Genomic DNA, 18793 nt, shown 5'->3' on the forward strand with positions numbered 1-18793 from the left:
CGGCCCTCAGGCGTTGAGGCCTCCCCAGGGCGGCGGCTCGTCCGCGAGCCGGCGGGACGCCTCGAGCATCGCGGCGTGGACGAAGGCCTGGGGGAAGTTCCCGCGCAGCTGCCGCTGCTCGACGTCGTACTCCTCCGTGAACAGCCCCGACGTGCCGCACGCGGCGCGGTTCCGCTCGAAGAACCGTGCGGCGTCAATGGGGTGGTCGCTCTGGTGGAGGGCCATCGCGAGGTCGAATCCGCACAGCAGGAAGGCCCCCTCGGACTGCGCCAGGGGCCGCTCGTCCTGCCGGAACCGGTAGACGTACCCGTGCTGGGCCAGCTCCTCGCGGATGGCGGCCAGCGTCGCGACGGAGCGCGGGTCCTGGGGCGCGAGGGCTCCGCGGAGCACCGGCCGCAGGAGTGCGGCGTCGACCCGCTCGTCGTGGGGGGCGCGCTGCCAGCGGCCGCTGGGGTGGAGGCAGTCCTTCGTGACGTCGGCGATGAGCTCGTCGGCCTGGGAGGTCCAGCGGGAGCCCTGCCGGACGGGGGCGTGCCGGCCAATGGCCCGCAGCCCCGCGGCGCACATCAGCCGCGAGTGCGCCCAGCGCGCGGGCTCGAGCTCCCACATCCCGGCATCCGGCTCCGCGTGCCGCTGGGCGATCGCCTCCACCGCGATCTCCGCGGCCTTCCACTGGTCCAGATCGAGCCGGTCGTGGTCGGCCGCGCTGGCGAACAGCAGGAGGGCCTCCCCGAAGGCATCGAGCTGGAACTGCCCGTTGACCCAGTTCCCGGCCCTCCCTGAGCCGCCCGGGTAGCCCGGGAGGCCGACGTCGTGCTCGTCGGGCACGCGGCCGCCGTCGACCGTGTAGGCCGGGCGCATCTGCGGGCCGTCCTCCTGGAGCCTCGCGGCGACGAACGCGACGGCGTCGTCCAGGAGAGGGAACTCCTTGCACGAGGCGACGGCGATCCCGGTGAAGCACTGGTCCCGGATCCAGGCGTAGCGGTAGTCGTAGTTCCGCCGCTGCTCCGCCCGTTCGGGCAGGCCCATGGTGGCCGCGGCGACCATCGCGCCTCCGGCCCCGGTGAGGCCGCGGAGCACCGCGTAGGACTGCCGGGCGTCGTCGGATGCGATCGTGTTCTCGAACTGGGGCACCTCCTGGTGCCAGCCGTACTCGGTGGCGCTCCAGGTCTCGTCCGGCCGGACCGGGTCGGACGGGAGCTCCGCGTCGGAGACCTCGAGGACGAGGTCGTGCCGGGCGCCCTCCTCGAGCCGGACCGTGAACTCGAGGGCACCGTCCACCGCCTTCGCGCCGGCGCCACCCGTGAGCCTGATGCGCAGCGGCCCCGTGCCCGCACTCCAGACGCCCTCGGCATCCTCCTTCAGGCGGGACATCCGGTGCCGGCCGAACCCGGCGCGCACGTCGACCACCACGCGCACTTCCGCGGGCCCCTTCACCGCGCGGATGCGCCGCAGGATGATGGCCCGGTGCGGGTCGCCGGGGTAGGCGAGGGCCTCGCGGCATTCCACGATCCCGGCGGGCGTGATCCAGCGGCTGACCCAGATCAGTGTCCCGTCCTCGTAGCGGCCTCCCCAGACGAATCTGGGATCGGTGGGCGTCACGGCGAAGCAGCCGGTTCCCCCGAGCATCGAGGAGAAGACCGCGTCGTCGTGCCACTGCGGCGCGCACATCCACACGATGTCCCCGCGGGGCCCGAGCAGTGCAGCGCGCTCCCCGTCGGCCAGCATGGCGTACTCGCGCAGCACGTGGGGCGGGAATTCCTCGGCACCGGCGACCATGGCAGCAGGCTAGGGCAATCATTGCGCTGACGCAATGATCTGCGCCCGCGGCGGGAGGCGCTCGGCCCCCGGTGTTTCGCCATGGTCCGTTGCGGGTACGCAACGATTGCCACTGCACCGGGCGAGGTTCGCCCGCCGGAGCACCCGAGCGGAAGGGAGCAGGAGCATGGAGGCAGGAGAAGGCACCCCCGCGGGCCAGGGCGCTGTGCCGCCCTCCGGGCAGCAGTTCGCCCTCACCTTCGCGGGCCAGCGCGCCCTCATCACCGAAGTCGGCGGTGCCCTGCGCCGCTACACCGTGGACGGGCGCGACCTCCTGGACGGCTACGGCGAGGACGAGATGTGCACCGGCGCCCGCGGCCAGTCCCTCATCCCGTGGCCCAACCGCATCCGGCATGGGCGCTACAGCTGGCATGGCCGCACCGAGCAGCTGGACCTCAGCGAGCCCTCGAAGGGCGGAGCGATCCACGGCCTGACCCGGTGGGCGAACTGGGAGGTGGAGCAGCAGGCGGAGGACTACCTGAGCCTCGTCCACACCCAGCACGCGTGCCAGGGCTGGCCCTGGGTCCTCTCGTGCCGCCTCGAGTACAGGCTGGACGCCACCGGCCTCTCGGTGCGCACCACGGTGGTGAACCGCAGCAGCACGGCCTGCCCCTTCGGGACGGGCGCCCACCCCTACCTGACGGTCGGCACGCGGGTGATCGACGGCGCCCTGGCGCACGTCCCCGGCAGCGTGTACCTCCCGGTCGACGACGAGGGCATCCCGACCGGGCGCGAGCCGGTGGAGGGCACGCAGTACGACCTGCGCCGCCTGCAGCCCCTCGGCACGCGCGAGATCGACGTGACCTACACCGACCTCGCGCGCGACGACGACGGCCGCGCGCGCGTCCGGCTCGCCCATCCCGACGGCTCGCCCGAGATCGCCCTCTGGGCCGACGAGGCCTACCCGTACTTCGAGATCTTCACCGGGGACACCCTGCCCCAGAAGGACAGGCGCCGCACGGGGCTCGGCGTCGAGCCGATGACATGCGCCCCGGACGCCTTCAATTCCGGCGACGGGCTCATCACCCTGGCCCCCGGAGACGCCCACGCCGCCACCTGGGGGATTGAACCGCACGCGGGCTGACGGGACGCCGCACCAGCAGCGCCAGGACCGAAGGACCAGCACCGCCAGAACCGAAGGAGGAGTCCAGATGGGAACAGCACGCCGCATCGTCGTCGTCACCGGGGCGAGCGGAGGGATCGGCCGCGCCTCGGCGATCGCCTTCGGGAAGGCGGGCGACGCCGTCGCCCTCCTCGCGCGCGGCGAGGAGGGTCTCGCCGCGGCAGCCGCAGACGTCGAGGCCGCCGGCGGGACGGCCCTGCCGATCCCGGTGGACGTCGCCGACCACGAGGCCCTGGACGCGGCCGCCGAGCGGGTCGAGCGGGAGCTCGGGCCGATCGACGTGTGGGTCAACGTGGCCTTCACCTCGGTGTTCTCCCGCTTCCACGAGATCGCCCCGGAGGAGTACAAGAGGGTCACCGAGGTCAGCTATCTCGGCTTCGTGTACGGCACCATGTCCGCCCTGCGCCGGATGCGCCCGAGGAACCGGGGGACGATCGTGCAGGTCGGCTCGGCCCTGGCCTACCGCGGCATTCCCCTCCAGACGGCCTACTGCGGGGCCAAGCACGCCATCCAGGGCTTCAACGAGGCCCTGCGCACGGAGCTGCTCCACGAGCGCAGCGGCATCCGGACCACCATGGTGCAGATGCCGGCCGTGAACACGCCGCAGTTCTCCTGGGTGCTCTCCCGCCTGCCGAACCACGCCCAGCCGGTGCCGCCCATCTACCAGCCCGAGGTCGCCGCCCGGGGGGTCTTCCACGCCGCCGCGCACCCCGAGCGGCGCGAGTACTGGGTGGGCGGGAGCACCGCGGCCACCCTCATCGCCAACGCCGTCGCGCCCGGGATCCTCGACCGCTACCTGGCCAAGACCGGCTTCAAGGCCCAGCAGACCTCGGACCCGCGCGACCCCGACCAGCCGGAGAACCTCTGGGAGCCTGCGGACACCGAGCGGGATTTCGGCGCGCACGGGGTGTTCGATGCGAAGTCCTCCCCGCGCAGCCTCCAGCTCGTCGCGTCCCAGCACCACGGCGCGGTGGCGGCCGTGGCGGGGGCGGTCCTGGTCGGGACTGCCGCGGCGATCAGCGCCCTCGTGCGGGGGACCCGGTGAGGCCGCTCGAGACGGTCCGGGCCGCGTACGGCGTCACCGAGCTGCTCGCTCCGGGGGCGGTGGAGCGGCTGCTCCTCGGCCACGCCCCGGACGAGCGCGCGAGGAGGGTCATCCGCGTCCTCGGGGGCAGGCACCTGGTCCAGGCCCTCGTGACCGCCCGCGGCGGCCGCACGCTCCACCGGCTCGGGGGCGGAGTCGACGTCATCCACGCCGTCACGATGGCGGCGCTGGCGGGGGCCGATCCGCGGCGGCGCCGGGCCGCGGCCGTCAACGCCGCGATCGCACTCGTGTTCGCGGCCGGTGAGCTGCGCTGAGGTGCCGCTGAGGCGCAAGTGCGGCGCGGGAAGGGCGGCCGCTCAGCCGCCGAGGCCGAGCGTGAACCGGCCGTCCTCCGTGCCCAGCCCGCCGCCGGCGTCGGCGAACGCGGCCATCGCCGTGGCGACCGCCTCCCGCGAGTCCGCGGGCACGTTGCTGATCACGTCCGCGATGGCGCGCCGGCGGTGCTCGATCACGGTCTCCACAAGCTCCCGCCCCCTGGGGGTGAGGTCCAGCTGGAGGAACCGCCGGTCCGCGGGATCGTCCCGGCGGCTCACGAAGCCGGCGGCGACGAGCCGATCGCACGTGCGGGTCGCGTTCGAGGCGTGCACCCCGAGCTCGCGCGCCACCGCCCCGAGGTTCTGCGGGCCGCGGAAGCTGAGGAACACGAGGACGCGCAGCTGGGGGGTGGTGACCAGGTCCTCGACCTCCACCACCGAGGTCGCGGCGACGCGCAGCAGGACGTCGGCGGCACGCATCACGGCGTCCACCTGGTCGCGGCGCGTGCGGAACCCGGTCTTCTCCATCGCTCCAGTATCCGCCCTCCCCTTGCGGGTCCGCAAAGCTTGCGGCACTACAAGTTTCAGGCGATCGCGGAGGGGTGGCGCGCCAGTGGCGTCACGTCGATGTCCATGTAGGGGAAGAGCGGCAGGCTCGAGAGGAGCTCGTGCAGCTCGTCGTGGCCCTCGACGTCGAAGACAGAATAGTTCGCGTACTCCCCGGCGACGCGCCACAGGTGCGGCCAGCGCCCGTCCCGCTGGAGCGACTGGGAATAGGCCTTCTCGCGCGACTTGATCTCCGCCGCCTGCGCGGGCGGCATGTCCGCGGGCAGGCGGACGTCCATGCGGACCAGGTACAGCATCGGGATCCCCCTAGGAGTCTTGGCGGTAGCGGGCCAGCTTGGCCTCGTCGATCTCGGCGCCCACGCCGGGCGCCTCGCGGGCGCGCAGGGCGCCGTCGCGGATCTCGAGCGGCTCGGCGAGGAGGTCGTCGGCCATGTCGAGGAAGTTGGAGAGCTCTCCGGCGCGGCGCTGGCTCGCCTCGTGGGCGGCTCCGAAGGTGACGGTCGCGAGGGACCCGATCTGGGTGTCGATCTGGTTGCCCATGGTCACGTCCACCCCGAGCCCGGTGCACAGGCCGAGGATCTCGGCGGCCTGGGTGAAGCCGCTGCGGGCGGTCTTGATGCAGACCGCGGTGCAGCCGCCGGAGAGGAGCTCGCGGGAGACGTCGCCCGGGGTGGGCACCGACTCGTCGCCCACGATCGGGATCGGAGAGTGCTGCACGAGCCGCCGGCGGCCCATCGCCTCGGCCGCGTCGCAGGGCTCCTCGAGGGCGGACAGGCCCAGGCCCTCGGTACGGCGCAGCACCTCCAGGGCCTCGTTGGCGCTCCAGCCCCGGTTGGCGTCGAGGTAGATCTCGGCCTCGTCGCCGAGGCCCTCGCGCAGGACCCGCGCCGCCTCGACGTCGAGGGCCAGCGGCCGCCGGCCGGTCTTGAGCTTGAAGGTGGTGACCCCGTACTGCTCACGGAAGCGGAGGGCCTCCTCGAGCAGCTCGGGCGCGGGACGGAAGCCGAGCATGTGCGCCACGCGCATGCCCTCGGCGTACCCGCCGAGGAGCCGGTGCACGGGCACCGCGAGGGCCTTCCCCACGAGGTCCCACAGGGCGATGTCGATCGCACCCTTGGCGGTCGCGTTGTGGACCGTGCGGCCCATGATCCGCTGGGCCTTCTCGCGGTCGAGCGGGTCGAGGCCCACCAGCTGCGGGGCGAACAGGTCGCGCACCACGGCGATGATGGACTCCTGCGTCTCCCCGTACGTGTACGGCCGCGGCGGGGCGTCGGCGATGCCCACGGGCCCCTCGTCCGTGTGGATCCGGACCAGCACGTGCTCCGCAGTGTGCACCTCCCCGCTCGCGAACCTCAGCGGGTGGGTGTACGGGATCGCGTAGGGGATCGCTTCGATGCGCTCAATCTTCACGCGCGGCCTCCTGGGCAAGGGGTGGGCGGACGACGGCGAGGGGCCGGGTCCCGCGGGGAGCCCGCCCGGGTGCCGGGACGGTGTCGAACAGTTCGAGGAACCGCCGCACGAGCGGCGTCTCCTCGCCCGCGCGCCAGGCGACGGCGAGGTCGACCGCGGGCGGGCGCGCGAGCGGGCGGAAGACGATGCCCTCGATCGAGAGGATGCGCGAGGCCATGGGCACGAGGGCCGTCCCCATGCCGGCGGCGACGAGGGAGAGGAGGGTGGAGGTCTCGGCGGCCTCCTGCACCACCCGGGGCGTGAAGCCCTCGGCGCGGCAGGCCTCGCGGAAGATCCGGGTGACCACGGAGTCCGCCGGGTAGCCGACGAACGGCTCGTCCGCGAGGTCGCGGAGGTCGAGCTCGGTGCGGTCGGCCCACGGCGAGCCGGCGGGCAGCGCCGCGACGAGGCGGTCCTGCTCGAGCGGGGCGAGGGCCACCTCGGGCGAGTCCACCGGCGGCCGGAGCACCGCGACGTCGAGGCTCCCCTCCTCGAGCCCGGCGACCATGTGCGGGGTGAGCATCTCGCCGTGCACGCTGAGCTTGAGGCCCGGCAGCTCGGTGCGGGCCCTCTTCACCAGGGCGGGCAGCAGGCGGTAGGTCGCGGAACCGGAGAGCCCGATCCTGATCACCCCCGCGGCACCCGCGCCCACCTCGGCGACGTCCGATTCCAGTTCCTCGAGGTCCCGCAGGATGCGGCGGCCGCGGTCGAGGAGGAGCTCGCCGGCGGGGGTGAGCTCTACTCTGCGGGTGGTGCGCTCGAACAGCTGGGTGCCCAGCTGCTCCTCGAGCTGCCTGATCTGCTGCGACAGCGGGGGCTGGGCCATGTGGAGGCGCTGGGCGGCGCGGCCGAAGTGGCGCTCCTCGGCGACGGCGATGAAGTAGCGCAGGTGCCTGGTCTCCATCGGTCCTCCTGGTGGTCGGCCGCAGCCCGCTCCGGCCGCTGTCCGTTTCACCTTAGGCTCGCGGTTGTGTCGAGGGAAATACCCAAACGAGCCCTATCAAGAGCTAGGGGATATCAATCCCGCTCGTGACCCCGGACCGGTAGACCGCTGCGAGCTCCGACCTCGACGCGATCCCCAGCTTCGCGTAGATGCGGGTGAGGTGGTACTGCACGGTCTTGACGGAGACGAAGAGCTCCCGCGCGGCCTCGCGGTTGCTCCGCCCGGCGGCCACGAGCCGCGCGACGGCCTCCTCCTGGGACGTGAACGGCACGGCAGCGGGGCCGCTCGCGGCGGACTCATCGGCCTCCCCCGCCGGGCCGGCCGCGCGGACCCGGAACGCCCCGGTGCCGGCGGCCTGGAGCTCCCGCTCGCACCGGGCCACGTAGACGCTCGCACCGAGGCCCGCGAAGCCGTCCCGCGCCCGGGCGAGCACGGCCGTGGCGTCCCGGCGCCTGCCGGCGCGGCGGAGGGTCTGGCCGTAGGCGAAGCGGACGCGGGCGGCGCCCCAGGGGAGCGCCAGGCCCTCGATCGCCGCGAGGGCCTGCTCGAACGTGTGCACGGCCTCGTCGGTCTGCCCCCGGGCTCCCAGGAGGCGGCCGCGCACGGAGCCCAGGCGCGCCGTGGTGCTGCGGTGGCCCGCGGAGGCGGCCGCGTCCTCGAGCGGGGCCAGGAAGGCATCGGCGCGGTCCAGGTCGCCGACCATCACCAGCGCGTTCGCGTAGACGTCCTGCCAGGGCCAGAAGCCCGGCTGATCGAGCCCGGAGGACCGATCCATCCGGACCACCGGCTCGTAGTCGCGCAGCACCCCCGCGTAGTCCCCCACGCTCTCGTGGACGGCCGCGGCCGCCATGGCCGCAGCCACCTGCATGACCGGGTAGGCCTCCGGGCCCACCTGGGCCCGGCCACTGTGCTCGGCCGCCTCGCCGGCCCGGCCCCGCAGGGCGCTGATCTGCGCCACGGTCAGGTGCAGCAGCGGGGCCACGAGGTCCATGCCCACCGGCCCGTTCAGCGCGATGCCGGCGTACGCCGTCGCCAGGGCGTCGTCCCAGCGTCCCGCCGCGAACTCGGCCCGGGCGAGCCAGCCGTGCGCCCACAGCGCGATGCGCAGCGAGCCGGGCCGCGGCGCGGTAGGGATCGCCGCCCGCAGCTCGAGCCGCGCGGCGTCGAGATCGTCCAGGGCGAGCGCGAGCCAGCCCCGGCCGAGGTGGAGGCGCTGGTCGCGGGCCGCGAGGTGCGGGGACGCGGCGAGCTCGTCGTAGGCGCGCAGGGCCTCCTCGCTCCGGCCCATCGAGCCGAGGGCGAGGCCCAGCATGGCACGGGACTCGATGCCGGCGGCGCTGTCCGGCCCGGCGAGGCGCACGGCCGTCTCGGTCCAGGCGAGCATGCCGCGGCCGTCCCAGGTGCCCAGGGCGTCGAGGACCCTGTACTGGGCGATGCGCGCGGACAGGTCCGCCGGGGAGTCCGGGGACCGGTGCTCCCAGGCGCGGCCCAGCAGCGCCCCCGCCCGGCGCGCCTGCCCCCGGTGGATCGCGTAGTAGGCGAGCGCGGCGTCGCGGCCCGGGGTCGCCGGCAGCGACTCGATCTGCCGGGCCAGCGGGGCGGCCCGCTCGAGGTCGCCGGCGGCCACCATGGCCTCGGCCGCCCGCACGAGCCGGTCCTCGCGCAGCGCCGGGTCGGTGTGCAGCCGCGCCGCCGCGACCAGAGCATCGGCGGCCGCGCCCCAGTCGCCCGAGCCGGCCTCCTCCTCGGCGAGGCGGTCCACGGTGGCGGCCAGGGCGGCGTCGGGCGTCGGTGCCGCGGCGACCAGGTGGCGGACCCGCTCCGCGGTGGTGCGGGCAGCCTCGGCGGCCCGGGCGTGGAGGGCTGCCGCGCGCAGTGGTCCGAGCCCGCTGTGCACGGCCTCCCGGGCGAGCGCGTCCGGGAAGGCGAGGCGGAGCCCCCCGGCCACCGTGTGGCACTCGAGGAGTCCCGCGGCCCAGGCCGCGTCCGCCGCCTCGAGTAGCGCGGAGTCGTCGGGCAGGCCGGCCAGCGCCGCCGCATCGGCGGCGTCCGGGGCCTCGCCGAGCACGCTCGCCGCCTCGACGAGGGCCCGGGCCTGCGGCGGGAGGGCGGCGAGGGCAGCCGCGGTGCGCGCGGCGACGGAGCGCACGACGCCGCGCGGCCCCTCCGCGGCGAACCGCGCCTCCCCGGCCTCCTCCACCCCGTCGGCGATCGCCTCGAGGGCCAGCTCCGGGATGCCCCGGCTGGCCCGCCAGAGCGCGTTCAGCGCACCGGCCGCGAGGTCCAGCCCGTACCGGGCGGCGGCCAGCTCCTTCAGCCCCTCAACGGTGAGGGGCCCGAGGCGCAGCCGCCGGGCGCCCACGGCGTCGGCGAAGACGGCCGCCGCGCTGCCGGGACGGGTTCCCGCGGGCCCGCACGTGGCCAGGACGAGGAGCCCTGGCGGGTGGCGGCGGAGCGCGAAGGCCAGGGCCTCGAGGGACAGGGCGTCGGCGTGCTCGAGCGCATCGAGCACCACGAGCACGGGGCCGCGGCCCGCGAGCGCGGCGAGGCGGTCCAGGCAGGCACGTCCCGCGGCCAGCCACGCCGGCGGTTCCCCGGGGCCCCACGAGTCGGTGCCGCCGCCGGGGGGTCGGGCCAGATTCGGCCCGGCCGCGGTGCCCCCGCCGTCGGGGACGATGCCGAGCTGGGCGAGCAGGCCGCCCTCCAGCGCCCGCTCCCAGGGCGTGGCGGAGGCCCAGAGGACCTCCGCCTCGGGGCGGGACGCGGCGAACGCCCTGGCCACGGACGTCGTGCCGATGCCCGCTGGCCCTTCGACCACGGCGCAGGGGGCAGCGCCCAGGAGGGCGTCCAGTGCGGACAGCTCCCGGGCGCGCGCAACCACGTCCTCGTGGGGGTTCACCATCCTCCGAGGCTAGCGTCCCCGGCCCGGCGTCGGCAGCTAGCCGAGGTCGCCCCCGGCGACGGGCAGCACCGTGCCGGTGATGTAGGAGGCCTCGTCCGAGGCGAGGAAGCAGAGGGCGGCCGCCTGCTCGGCCAGGGTCCCGTACCGCTTCAGGAGGGAGGAGCCGACCGTCTGGTCCACGATCTGCTGGTACCACTGCCGTTCCTGCTCGGTGGCGGGCAGCGGGCCGCGCTGGACCGCGCGGGGCGGGGCGTCGGTGCCGCCCGGGGCGGTGGCGACGACGCGCACCCCGTGGGGGGCGGCCTCGAGGGCGAGCGCGGTGGTGATGGCCCGCACCCCGCCCTTGGCCGCCGCATACGGGACGCGGTTGACGCCGCGGGTGGCCACGGAGGAGACGTTGACGATCGTGCCGGATCCCTGGCCGATGAGGTGCGGCAGGGCGGCCCGGCACATCCACAGGGTGGGGAACAGCGAGCGCCGCACCTCCTTCTCGATCTCCTCGGGGGTGTAGTGCTCGTACGGCTTGGCCCAGATGGTCCCGCCCACGTTGTTCACCACCACGTCGATGCGCCCCGCCGCGGCGACGGCCGCCTCGACGGCGGCCAGCGCGCCGTCGAACGTCTCCAGGTCGGCGGTGACGGCGTGCGCGGCGGCGGCGGCGCCGTCGGCCGCCCCGCCGGCGCGGATCCCGTCCGCCACCTCGTGGACAACGTCCGCGCGGTCCACGAGGGTGACCTCGCCGCCCTCCGCCGCGATCCGCTCGGCCACGGCCCGCCCGATGCCCTGGGCCGCGCCTGTGACCACCACGGCCTTGCCGGCGAACCGGCCGGGGTGGACGGACGCGGCGGCCCCGACCGCGGTCTCCGGGGCCGCAGCCGCGGCGCTGCTCATGCGGCGCCCGCCCCGGCGAGCGCGGGGGCCGGGACGGTGCCCACGGCGAACCGCTCATAGTAGAAGTTCGCCGGCTCGATCCCCTCGCCCGCGAAGTAGCGGCGCACGGCGTCGACCATGGCCGGCGGCCCGCAGAGGTAGACGTCCACGTCGCCGTCGTTGAGGTGCTCGGGCAGCAGGTGCTGCGTGACGTAGCCCTTGCGCGGGTGCTGCGACTCCGCGTCGGCCACGATGGTGCTGAACGTGAACCCGGGGATGGCGGCCGCGTAGCGCTCGAGGGCTTCGACCTCGATGAGGTCCTTGTCCCACGTGGCGCCGTAGGCGAGGTGGATCGGGTGCGCGGGGACTGCCCCGCCGGCGGCTGCCTGGGCGATCTTCTCGAGCATGGCCAGCTGGGGCGCAATGCCCGTGCCGCCGGCGAGCATGAGCACCGGCCGCTTGACCTCGCGGAGGAAGAAGCTGCCCTTGGGTCCCTCGAGGACGAGGATGTCGCCCACCGCGGCGCGTTCCCTGAGGTAGGTGGTCATGGCCCCGTCCGGGGCGGTGCGGATCAGGAAGGTGAGCTGCTCGGCGTCGGGGCCGCTGCTGAACGAGTAGCTGCGCTGCTGGTCCGTGCCCGGCACGAGGACGTTCATGTACTGGCCGGGAAGGTAGGCCAGCTGCTCCCGGTCCTCCACGGAGAGGGTGAGGCCCGCGGTGTTGTCCGCGTACCAGTGGAGCTGCTCGATGGTGGCGGTGAAGCGGCCCACGCCGCTCTTGGCCATCTCGGCGGTGCCGGAGATCCGCAGGACGAGGTCGCTCTCGGGCGTCATCTGGCACGGGAGGCAGTAGCCGGCGTCGGCCTCGTCCTCGGTGAGGGCCTCCTCGATGTAGTCGCCGCCGTCGTAGGAGCCGGACTCGCAGAAGGCCTTGCAGGTGCCGCAGGCGCCGTCGCGGCAGTCGAGCGGGATGTTGATCCGCGCCCGGTAGGAGGCGTCGGCGACCGTCTGGCCGGGGGTGACGCTGATGAAGCGGGTGACGCCGTCCTCGAAGGAGAGCGCGACGCTGTGCCCAGTGTTCGCAGTCATGACTGGTCCTTCCTAGATGTGGTAGATGTCCACGACGTGGTGGATGTAGTCGTTCTTGAGGACCACCTTCTTCTTGGTGATCACCGGCTGAGTGCCGGAGAAGTCGATCGTGTAGAACGAGACCCCGAAGTACGTGTCCACCGTGTTGTAGCGGTAGTAGAGCGTGAACCAGTTGAAGCGGACGTCGACGAGGTCGCCCTCCTGGCGCAGGATCTCGACGTTGGTGATGTTGTGGCCGGTGCGCGGGTCGGGGAGGCTCGTGGCGCCCGAGCGCTCGGTCTTGATGCGGAAGACCCGGTCCTCGAGGCCGCCGCGGTTGGGGTAGTAGATGAGCGAGATCTCGCGCTGCGGGTCCTCGGTGAGCGTGTCGTCGTCGGCCCACGCGGGCATCCAGAACTCGGCCTCGGGGTGGTAGCAGTCGACCCAGCGGTCGAACTCGCGGTCGTCGAGGAAGCCGGCCTCGCGGTAGAGGAACTGGCGGATGTCCTCGAGCCCGATGGTCCCGGGAACGATCGTGGTCATGAGCGTCATGGGGTTCTCCTTCTGGTGCCTGCAGGTCAGCGGGACTCGGCCTCGACGGCCGCCCGCATGCACTCGCGCCAGTAGCCGTGCTGGATCGGGTACAGGCCTTCGTCCTCGGTCTTCACCCCGCTCGAGAGAGGGTTGAGGCCGAGGCCCTTCGCCGTCTCGTCGGGGCCGGTGATCTGGTGGGCCTGGCCGCGGCTCATGTCGTTCCACGGCGCGGCGGTGGCGACGTAGGTCTTCTGGCAGGAGCGGAACTCCTCGAGGTCGTCGGGAGTGGCCATGCCCGTGGCGTTGAAGAAGTCCTCGTACTGGCGGATGCGGTTGGCGCGCGCCTCGGCGGATTCGCCCTTCGGGGCGATGCAGTAGATCGTCACCTCGGTCTTGTCCACGGAGATCGGCCGGAAGTGGCGGATCTGCGAGCTGAACTGGTCCATGAGGTAGACGTTCGGGTAGAGGCAGAGGTTGCGGGAGGCGCCGATCATGAACTCCGCGCGCTCGGCGCCGAACTGCTGGCTCCATTCCTCGCGCTTGTCGAAGTTGGGGCGGTCCTCGGGGTTCCCCCACCACATCCACAGGAGCAGGTGGCCGTGCTCGAACGAGTAGTAGCCCCCGCCCTGCTTGCCCCACGTGCCGGCGTCCATGGCCTTGGTCTCGTTGGCCGACTCCCCCGTGCCGCGCCGGGCCGTGGTGGCCGCGTAGTTCCAGTGGGTGGCGGAGACGTGGTAGCCGTCCGCGCCGTTCTCGGCCTGGACCTTCCAGTTGCCGTCGTAGGTGTAGGTGGAGGCTCCGCGGAGCACCTCGAGGCCCTCGGGCGACTGGTCCACGATCAGGTCGATCACCTTGGCGGCCTCGCCGAGGTGGTCCGCGAGCGGCTTGACGTCCGGGTTGATGCTACCGAAGAGGAAGCCCCGGTAGCTCTCGAACCGGGCCACCTTGGTGAGGTCGTGCGAGCCCTCCTTGTTGAACTGCTCCGGGTAGCCGGCGCCCTTGGGGTCCTTGACCTTGAGCAGCTTGCCGTTGTTGGAGAACGTCCAGCCGTGGAACGGGCAGGTGAAGGTGGTGCGGTTGTCCGTCTTCCGGCGGCACAGCATCGCGCCGCGGTGGCTGCACGCGTTGATGTGCGCGTGGAGCTCGCCGTCCTTGGCGCGGGAGATCACGACCGGCTGGCGGCCGATGTAGGTGGTGAAGTAGTCCCCGACCTCGGGGATCTGGCTCTCGTGGGCGAGGTAGACCCAGTTCCCCTCGAAGATGTACTTCATCTCGAGCTCGAACAGCTCCTCGTCGGTGAAGATGCTGCGCTTGGCCCGGTAGGTTCCGGTGGACGCGTCCTCGATGAGCGCGTCGGAGAGCTGGGCGCGGACATGGTCCAGGGTTTCCGTCATGGGTGTTCTCCCTTTGCCTGTGGCTTTCCACGACGTCGACGCCGCGGGCTTGAACGATCCTGTCAACTGGTGGCCTGGATCACACTGGGGCATTTCCTAGGGTCGGCCAAGGGTGCTTTTGAAACGCCGCGGATATCAATTCACTGGAACTAGGTATTTGTGCAGCGGCAATTGCTCCTCCTAGCGTGAAGGGCATTGCGGGCTGCCTGTGCCGCCCGCCACACCCCAGCTGTTCATCGAGGAGGATGACCATGAGCCAGACCCTGAGCGAATTCGACGCGAAGGCTGCCGAATCCGGGAGCAAGGCCACCGAGCGCTTCAAGTCCAGCGGCAAGCGCGCCGCCCTCGAGGTGCCCAAGGAGCGCGTCTCGCTCCTGGCGCGCGAGGTCCTCGAGGCCGTGTACGCCACCATCCGCACGCACAAGGTCACCTACGACGAGTACAACGCCCTCAAGGAGTGGCTGATCGGGGTCGGCGAGGACGGCGAATGGCCCCTCTTCCTCGACGTGTGGGTCGAGCACGTGGTCGAAGAGGTCGCGACCGAGGACCGCAAGGGCTCGAAGGGCACGATCGAGGGCCCCTACTACGTCCCTGACTCCCCCGAGCAGCCGACTCCGGGCCGCCTGCCGCGCCGCGAGGACGAGCCGGGCACGGAGCTGACCTGGAGGGGCCAGATCCGCGGCCTCGACGGCAGCGGGCTCGCGGGCGGCAAGGTCGAGATCTGGCACGCGGACGGCGCCGGCTTCTACTCCCAGTACGCCCCCGGCCTGCCCGAGTGGAACCTCCGCGGCACCGTCCTGGCGGACGAGGACGGGAACTTCGAGATCCAGACCATGCGCCCGGCGCCGTACCAGATCCCGACGGACGGCGCGTGCGGCAAGCTCATCGCGGCCGCGGGCTGGCACGCGTGGCGGCCCGCCCACATCCACGTCAAGGTCTCCGCGCCGGGCCACCAGCAGATCACCGCCCAGCTGTACTTCCCGGGCGATGCCCACAACGACGACGACATCGCCTCGGCCGTGAAGCCCGAGCTCATCCTCGACCCGAAGCCGGCCGCCGACGGCGCCGGCGAGGAGATGGTCTACGACTTCGTCCTCGACCCCGAGGACTGAGCCGGCCGCCCACTCTGGGTGCCCCGTCCTGCGCGCTGCGCCGGGCGGGGCACCATGGTCTAAAGGCCTCTGGCCCCGTCGGTCACCGCGCGGTCTACTGCGGGCATGGACCGTGAGACCACCGAGAGCGAGGTCCGGGTGGATCCGCGCTCCTCAGTGGACCGGCTCCTGCGGGACCTCCGCTCGAGCCGGCGCGGCCTGACCGCGCGGGAGGCGGCGCGGCGCCAGGTGGTGTACGGACCCAACGCGCTCACGCGCACGGGCGGGCACCGGTGGCCGCGGCAGATCCTCGGCCAGCTCACCCAGCCGCTCGCCCTCCTGCTCTGGCTGGCCGCCGTCCTGAGCTGGGTGACGGGCTCCGGGGCCCTCGCCGGCGCCGTCGTCGCCGTGATCGTCCTCAACGCGGCGTTCGCCCTGCTCCAAGAGCACCATGCGGAGCACGCCGTCGAGGCCCTCGCGGCCTACCTGCCGCTCTCGGCCCACGCCATCCGCGACGGCCGGGAAGGGCTCGTTGACGCGCGGCTCCTCGTCCCCGGGGATGTGATCGTGGTCCGGGAGGGCGACCGGGTCTCGGCCGACGCGCGGCTCCTGACCGGCTCGGTGGAGATGGACGTCTCGACGCTCACGGGCGAGTCGCTGCCCGTGCTGCGCAGCGCCGAGGGCGGCGCCCCGCTCGCGCAGCGCCTCCTGGACGCCTCGGACATGGTGTTCAGCGGCACGGGCTGCACGGGCGGCGAGGCGGTCGCCCTGGTCTTCGCCACCGGCATGCACACCGAGCTGGGCCGCATCGCGGCGCTCTCGGAGCGGGTGGGCCACGAGAGCAGCCCGCTCGAGAAGCAGGTGACGCGCGTGGCCCGGGTCATCGCCGTCGTGGCCGTCCTGACCGGGGCGGCGTTCATCCCGGTCGGGACCCTGCTGGCAGGCCTGCGCCTGGACGATGCCCTGAACTTCGCGATCGGTCTCCTCGTGGCCAACGTGCCCGAGGGCCTGCTCCCCACGATCACGCTCGCCCTCGCCGTCGGCGTCCGCCTGCTCGCCCGCGAGGGCGCGCTCGTGAAGCGGATCTCCGCCGTCGAGACGCTGGGCTCCACGAGCGTGGTCTGCACCGACAAGACCGGCACCCTGACCATGAACCGGATGCGGGCCGTGGCCCTCTGGACTCCCGAGACGGGGACGGTGACGGTCGACGCCGCCCTCCCGCCGGCCGCTCCCGGCTCAGGGCTCGCGCGGCTCGCGGCAGCGGCCGTGGCGTGCAGCAACGCGCGCCTGGCCCCCGACGGCACCGAGACCGGCGACCCGACCGAGCTGGCCTTCCTGCACGCCGCCCGGACGCTCGGGCTGCCCAGCGACCGCTCCGGCGCGGACCGCCTCGCCCAGTTCCACTTCGACCCGGCGCTGCGGCGCATGTCCACCGTGGACTCCCAGGCCGACGGGGTCTGGGTGCACTGCAAGGGCGCCCCGGAGGAGCTGCTGCCCCTGTGCGGCTGGGAGGCCGCCCCGGGCGGGGGCAGGACGGCGCTCTCGGAGGCCGAGCGCGGCCGGGTCACCGAGGCCGTGGACGCATGGGCGGAGCAGGGGCTGCGCGTCCTCGCCGTGGCCGAGCGCGGGGTGTCCGGGGACGCCGCCGGCCTCACCCGGCGGGAGGCCGAGAGCGGGCTCACCCTCCTGGGAATCGCCGCGCTGCTGGATCCGCCCCGGCCCGAGGTCGCCGACGCCGTGGCCAGCTGCCACGCCGCGGGCATCCGGCTCATCATCGTCACCGGGGACCACGGCCTGACCGCCCGCGGGATCGCTGCCCGGGTGGGGATCGGCGGCAAGGACATCCGGGTGGTCAACGGCAGCGAGCTGGACGCCATGCCGGAGGCCGAGCTCGATGCGCTGCTCGGCACGGAGGAGGAGATCATCTTCGCCCGCAGCTCCCCCGAGGCGAAGCTGAGGATCGCCGATTCCCTCCGGGACCTCGGCCACGTCGTCGCGATGACGGGCGACGGCGTCAACGACGCCCCCGCGCTGCGCCGGGCGGACATCGGGGTCGCCATGGGCCGCTCGGGCACCGACGTGGCCCGGGAGGCGTCCGCCATGGTGCTCACGGATGACGACTTCGCATCCATTGTCAGCGCCGTGCGCGCCGGCCGCCGGGTCTATGACAACGTGCGCAAGTTCATCGTCTACATCTTCGCCCACGCGACTCCCGAGGTTGTGCCGTTCCTCCTCTACGCCGTGGCCGGCGGAGCCGTGCCGCTGCCCCTGACGGTCATGCAGATCCTCGCCGTCGACCTCGGCACGGAGACGCTGCCGGCGCTCGCCCTGGGCCGTGAGCCCGAGGAGCCCGGCATCATGGAGCGGCCGCCGCGCGAGCGGGGCCAGAACGTGATCGACGGGCCCATGCTGGCACGGGCCTGGGGCCTGCTGGGCGGCATCTCGGCCGTGCTCGTCACGGGCGCCTTCTTCACATCCCTCCTCGCCGGCGGCTGGCACTACGGCGCCTCGACGGCCACCGGGCACCTCCACGCCGTGTGGGTCCAGGCCACCACGATGTCCTTCCTCGGGATCGTTGCCTGCCAGATCGGCACCGCGTTCGCGGCGCGCACCCAGGCGGCCTCCCTCGCCCAGATCGGCGTGGGCACCAACCGCCTCCTGCTGTGGGGCATTGCCTTTGAGGTCGCCTTCTCCGCGGCCATCGTGTTCGTCCCGCCGCTGCAGGCCGTCTTCGCGACCGCAGCCCCCGCACCCTGGCAGCTGCTCCTGCTCGTCCCGTTCCCCTTCCTGGTCTGGGGCGCAGACGAGGTGGCCCGGTGGGTCCACCGGCGGCCTAGTCGGGCAGATCCAGGGCCACGCGGGGACGCAGCCTCTTGAACAGGCGGTTCAGGCAGCGGGAGACATGCATCTGGTTCGTGCCGAGCCGGCGGGCGATCTCGCTCTGGGTCAACTCCATGCCGAAGCGCAGGCGGACGAGCTCGAGGTCCGCGGGGGACGCATCGGCGAGGGCGGCCGCGACCGCCTGAGCGGCGTCGACCTGGGCGAATCCGGGATCCTCGCAGGCCGGGATGCTGACGGGCTGCCCTTCGGTGCCCTCGTCCCGGTCCATGAGTTCGATCGTGGGGGTGACCATCGTCGAGTCCGCGACCTCGGCCTCCAGGATCCGCTCCGCTGGCACGCGCAGCTCCTCGGCGAGCTCCCCCGCCGTGGGCTCGCGGCCCAGGCGCTGCTGGAGCTGGGGCACCACGGAGCGGACCTGGAGCCGAAGGTCCAGGACGGGACGGGGCGGCCTGACCATCCAGCTCTGGTCCCGCAGGTAATGCTTGATCTCCCCTTCGATGCTCGCCACCGCGTAGGGGACGAAGCCGTGCCCCAGCTCCTCGCGGTACCTCTTTGCGGCCTTCACCAGTGCCAGCCGGGCCACCTGGCACAGGTCCTCAGGATCGTGGCCCGGGCACCTGAAGCGATGGGCGAGCGCGTCGGCGAGTCCCAGGTATTCGACCACGAGGTCCACGGGCTCCGATGGCCCTGCGCCCGACGGCCGCTCCCTGGTGACGCCAGCGCGCGCTGGGCTGGGACCCTCCTCGGGGCGCCGGGACCGTTCTCGAGTGCTCTCCATGACTGGCCTCCTCGCTGTGGGAAAGCCCAGCCGACCTTGGAAGCACGTCAACCCTTG

General features: G+C 73.3%; 16 protein-coding genes. 5 read left to right on the top strand and 11 right to left on the bottom strand.

The window, feature by feature from the left end; all coding sequences use genetic code 11:
• Nucleotides 1-6 precede the first annotated feature (6 nt).
• Entirely contained in the window at nucleotides 7-1779 is a 1773-nt protein-coding gene (locus ACVWWH_RS10890; RefSeq protein ID WP_457316590.1) for a glycoside hydrolase family 15 protein, read from the bottom strand.
• A 166-nt stretch (nucleotides 1780-1945) separates the two neighbouring features.
• On the opposite strand from ACVWWH_RS10890, the gene ACVWWH_RS10895 reads away from it, so the two are divergent.
• The 3 genes from ACVWWH_RS10895 (at nucleotide 1946) to ACVWWH_RS10905 (ending at nucleotide 4300) form a co-directional block, all read left to right on the top strand.
• On the top strand, nucleotides 1946-2902 hold the full coding sequence (locus tag ACVWWH_RS10895) for an aldose 1-epimerase family protein (RefSeq protein WP_457316591.1): 957 nt from the start codon (nucleotides 1946-1948) through the stop codon (nucleotides 2900-2902).
• A gap of 67 nt (nucleotides 2903-2969) precedes the next feature.
• The gene (locus ACVWWH_RS10900; RefSeq protein ID WP_066494250.1) at nucleotides 2970-3986 is read left to right on the top strand and encodes an SDR family oxidoreductase; all 1017 of its coding nucleotides are present in this window, start codon (nucleotides 2970-2972) and stop codon (nucleotides 3984-3986) included.
• Nucleotides 3983-4300: a hypothetical protein gene (locus tag ACVWWH_RS10905; protein WP_066494247.1), complete on the top strand. Its 318-nt coding sequence runs from the start codon at nucleotides 3983-3985 to the stop codon at nucleotides 4298-4300. The genes ACVWWH_RS10900 and ACVWWH_RS10905 overlap by 4 nt, the downstream gene beginning before the upstream one ends.
• A gap of 42 nt (nucleotides 4301-4342) precedes the next feature.
• Here ACVWWH_RS10905 and ACVWWH_RS10910 read toward each other — a convergent pair whose 3' ends face one another.
• From ACVWWH_RS10910 to benA, 9 genes are all read right to left on the bottom strand, one after another.
• Entirely contained in the window at nucleotides 4343-4828 is a 486-nt protein-coding gene (locus ACVWWH_RS10910) for a MarR family transcriptional regulator (protein WP_066494245.1), read from the bottom strand.
• Between the two features lie 56 nt (nucleotides 4829-4884).
• On the bottom strand, nucleotides 4885-5163 hold the full coding sequence (catC, locus tag ACVWWH_RS10915; RefSeq protein WP_066494244.1) for a muconolactone Delta-isomerase: 279 nt from the start codon (nucleotides 5161-5163) through the stop codon (nucleotides 4885-4887).
• Between the two features lie 10 nt (nucleotides 5164-5173).
• A complete protein-coding gene (locus ACVWWH_RS10920) occupies nucleotides 5174-6277 on the bottom strand; it encodes a mandelate racemase/muconate lactonizing enzyme family protein (protein WP_457316592.1) in 1104 nt (367 codons plus the stop codon).
• Nucleotides 6267-7220 (bottom strand): LysR substrate-binding domain-containing protein, encoded by a 954-nt coding sequence (locus ACVWWH_RS10925; RefSeq protein ID WP_457316593.1) that lies wholly within the window; start codon nucleotides 7218-7220, stop codon nucleotides 6267-6269. The genes ACVWWH_RS10920 and ACVWWH_RS10925 overlap by 11 nt, the downstream gene beginning before the upstream one ends.
• 103 nt (nucleotides 7221-7323) lie before the next feature.
• A complete protein-coding gene (locus ACVWWH_RS10930) occupies nucleotides 7324-10161 on the bottom strand; it encodes a LuxR C-terminal-related transcriptional regulator (RefSeq protein ID WP_457316594.1) in 2838 nt (945 codons plus the stop codon).
• Between the two features lie 36 nt (nucleotides 10162-10197).
• Nucleotides 10198-11052: a 1,6-dihydroxycyclohexa-2,4-diene-1-carboxylate dehydrogenase gene (locus tag ACVWWH_RS10935; RefSeq protein WP_457316595.1), complete on the bottom strand. Its 855-nt coding sequence runs from the start codon at nucleotides 11050-11052 to the stop codon at nucleotides 10198-10200.
• A complete protein-coding gene (gene benC / locus ACVWWH_RS10940) occupies nucleotides 11049-12119 on the bottom strand; it encodes a benzoate 1,2-dioxygenase electron transfer component BenC (RefSeq protein ID WP_457316596.1) in 1071 nt (356 codons plus the stop codon). The genes ACVWWH_RS10935 and benC overlap by 4 nt, the downstream gene beginning before the upstream one ends.
• A 12-nt stretch (nucleotides 12120-12131) precedes the next feature.
• Entirely contained in the window at nucleotides 12132-12650 is a 519-nt protein-coding gene (gene benB, locus ACVWWH_RS10945; RefSeq protein ID WP_218030580.1) for a benzoate 1,2-dioxygenase small subunit, read from the bottom strand.
• Between the two features lie 26 nt (nucleotides 12651-12676).
• Nucleotides 12677-14026, bottom strand: coding sequence for a benzoate 1,2-dioxygenase large subunit (gene benA, locus ACVWWH_RS10950; RefSeq protein ID WP_457316597.1), 1350 nt, complete (start codon nucleotides 14024-14026; stop codon nucleotides 12677-12679).
• Between the two features lie 245 nt (nucleotides 14027-14271).
• Between benA and catA the strand changes: the two genes are divergently transcribed.
• Nucleotides 14272-15138, top strand: coding sequence for a catechol 1,2-dioxygenase (gene catA / locus ACVWWH_RS10955; protein ID WP_457316598.1), 867 nt, complete (start codon nucleotides 14272-14274; stop codon nucleotides 15136-15138).
• Nucleotides 15139-15243: 105 nt separating this feature from the next.
• A complete protein-coding gene (locus ACVWWH_RS10960) occupies nucleotides 15244-17994 on the top strand; it encodes a cation-translocating P-type ATPase (RefSeq protein WP_457316599.1) in 2751 nt (916 codons plus the stop codon).
• Here the strand turns inward: ACVWWH_RS10960 and ACVWWH_RS10965 are convergent.
• Nucleotides 17951-18736: a sigma-70 family RNA polymerase sigma factor gene (locus tag ACVWWH_RS10965; protein ID WP_084249197.1), complete on the bottom strand. Its 786-nt coding sequence runs from the start codon at nucleotides 18734-18736 to the stop codon at nucleotides 17951-17953. The genes ACVWWH_RS10960 and ACVWWH_RS10965 overlap by 44 nt on opposite strands.
• Nucleotides 18737-18793 lie beyond the last annotated feature (57 nt).

This window comes from Sinomonas sp. RB5 (assembly GCF_054063535.1).

Bases quoted from the DNA above. Each gene is read 5' to 3' on its own strand.
- benA (WP_457316597.1), bottom strand. From the start codon at position 14,026: ATGACGGAAACCCTGGACCATGTCCGCGCCCAGCTCTCCGACGCGCTC.
- ACVWWH_RS10925 (WP_457316593.1), bottom strand. From the start codon at position 7,220: ATGGAGACCAGGCACCTGCGCTACTTCATCGCCGTCGCCGAGGAGCGC.
- ACVWWH_RS10965 (WP_084249197.1), bottom strand. From the start codon at position 18,736: ATGGAGAGCACTCGAGAACGGTCCCGGCGCCCCGAGGAGGGTCCCAGC.
- ACVWWH_RS10895 (WP_457316591.1), top strand. From the start codon at position 1,946: ATGGAGGCAGGAGAAGGCACCCCCGCGGGCCAGGGCGCTGTGCCGCCC.
- ACVWWH_RS10900 (WP_066494250.1), top strand. From the start codon at position 2,970: ATGGGAACAGCACGCCGCATCGTCGTCGTCACCGGGGCGAGCGGAGGG.
- catC (WP_066494244.1), bottom strand. From the start codon at position 5,163: ATGCTGTACCTGGTCCGCATGGACGTCCGCCTGCCCGCGGACATGCCG.
- benB (WP_218030580.1), bottom strand. From the start codon at position 12,650: ATGACGCTCATGACCACGATCGTTCCCGGGACCATCGGGCTCGAGGAC.
- ACVWWH_RS10930 (WP_457316594.1), bottom strand. From the start codon at position 10,161: ATGGTGAACCCCCACGAGGACGTGGTTGCGCGCGCCCGGGAGCTGTCC.
- ACVWWH_RS10890 (WP_457316590.1), bottom strand. From the start codon at position 1,779: ATGGTCGCCGGTGCCGAGGAATTCCCGCCCCACGTGCTGCGCGAGTAC.
- benC (WP_457316596.1), bottom strand. From the start codon at position 12,119: ATGACTGCGAACACTGGGCACAGCGTCGCGCTCTCCTTCGAGGACGGC.
- ACVWWH_RS10960 (WP_457316599.1), top strand. From the start codon at position 15,244: ATGGACCGTGAGACCACCGAGAGCGAGGTCCGGGTGGATCCGCGCTCC.
- catA (WP_457316598.1), top strand. From the start codon at position 14,272: ATGACCATGAGCCAGACCCTGAGCGAATTCGACGCGAAGGCTGCCGAA.
- ACVWWH_RS10935 (WP_457316595.1), bottom strand. From the start codon at position 11,052: ATGAGCAGCGCCGCGGCTGCGGCCCCGGAGACCGCGGTCGGGGCCGCC.
- ACVWWH_RS10910 (WP_066494245.1), bottom strand. From the start codon at position 4,828: ATGGAGAAGACCGGGTTCCGCACGCGCCGCGACCAGGTGGACGCCGTG.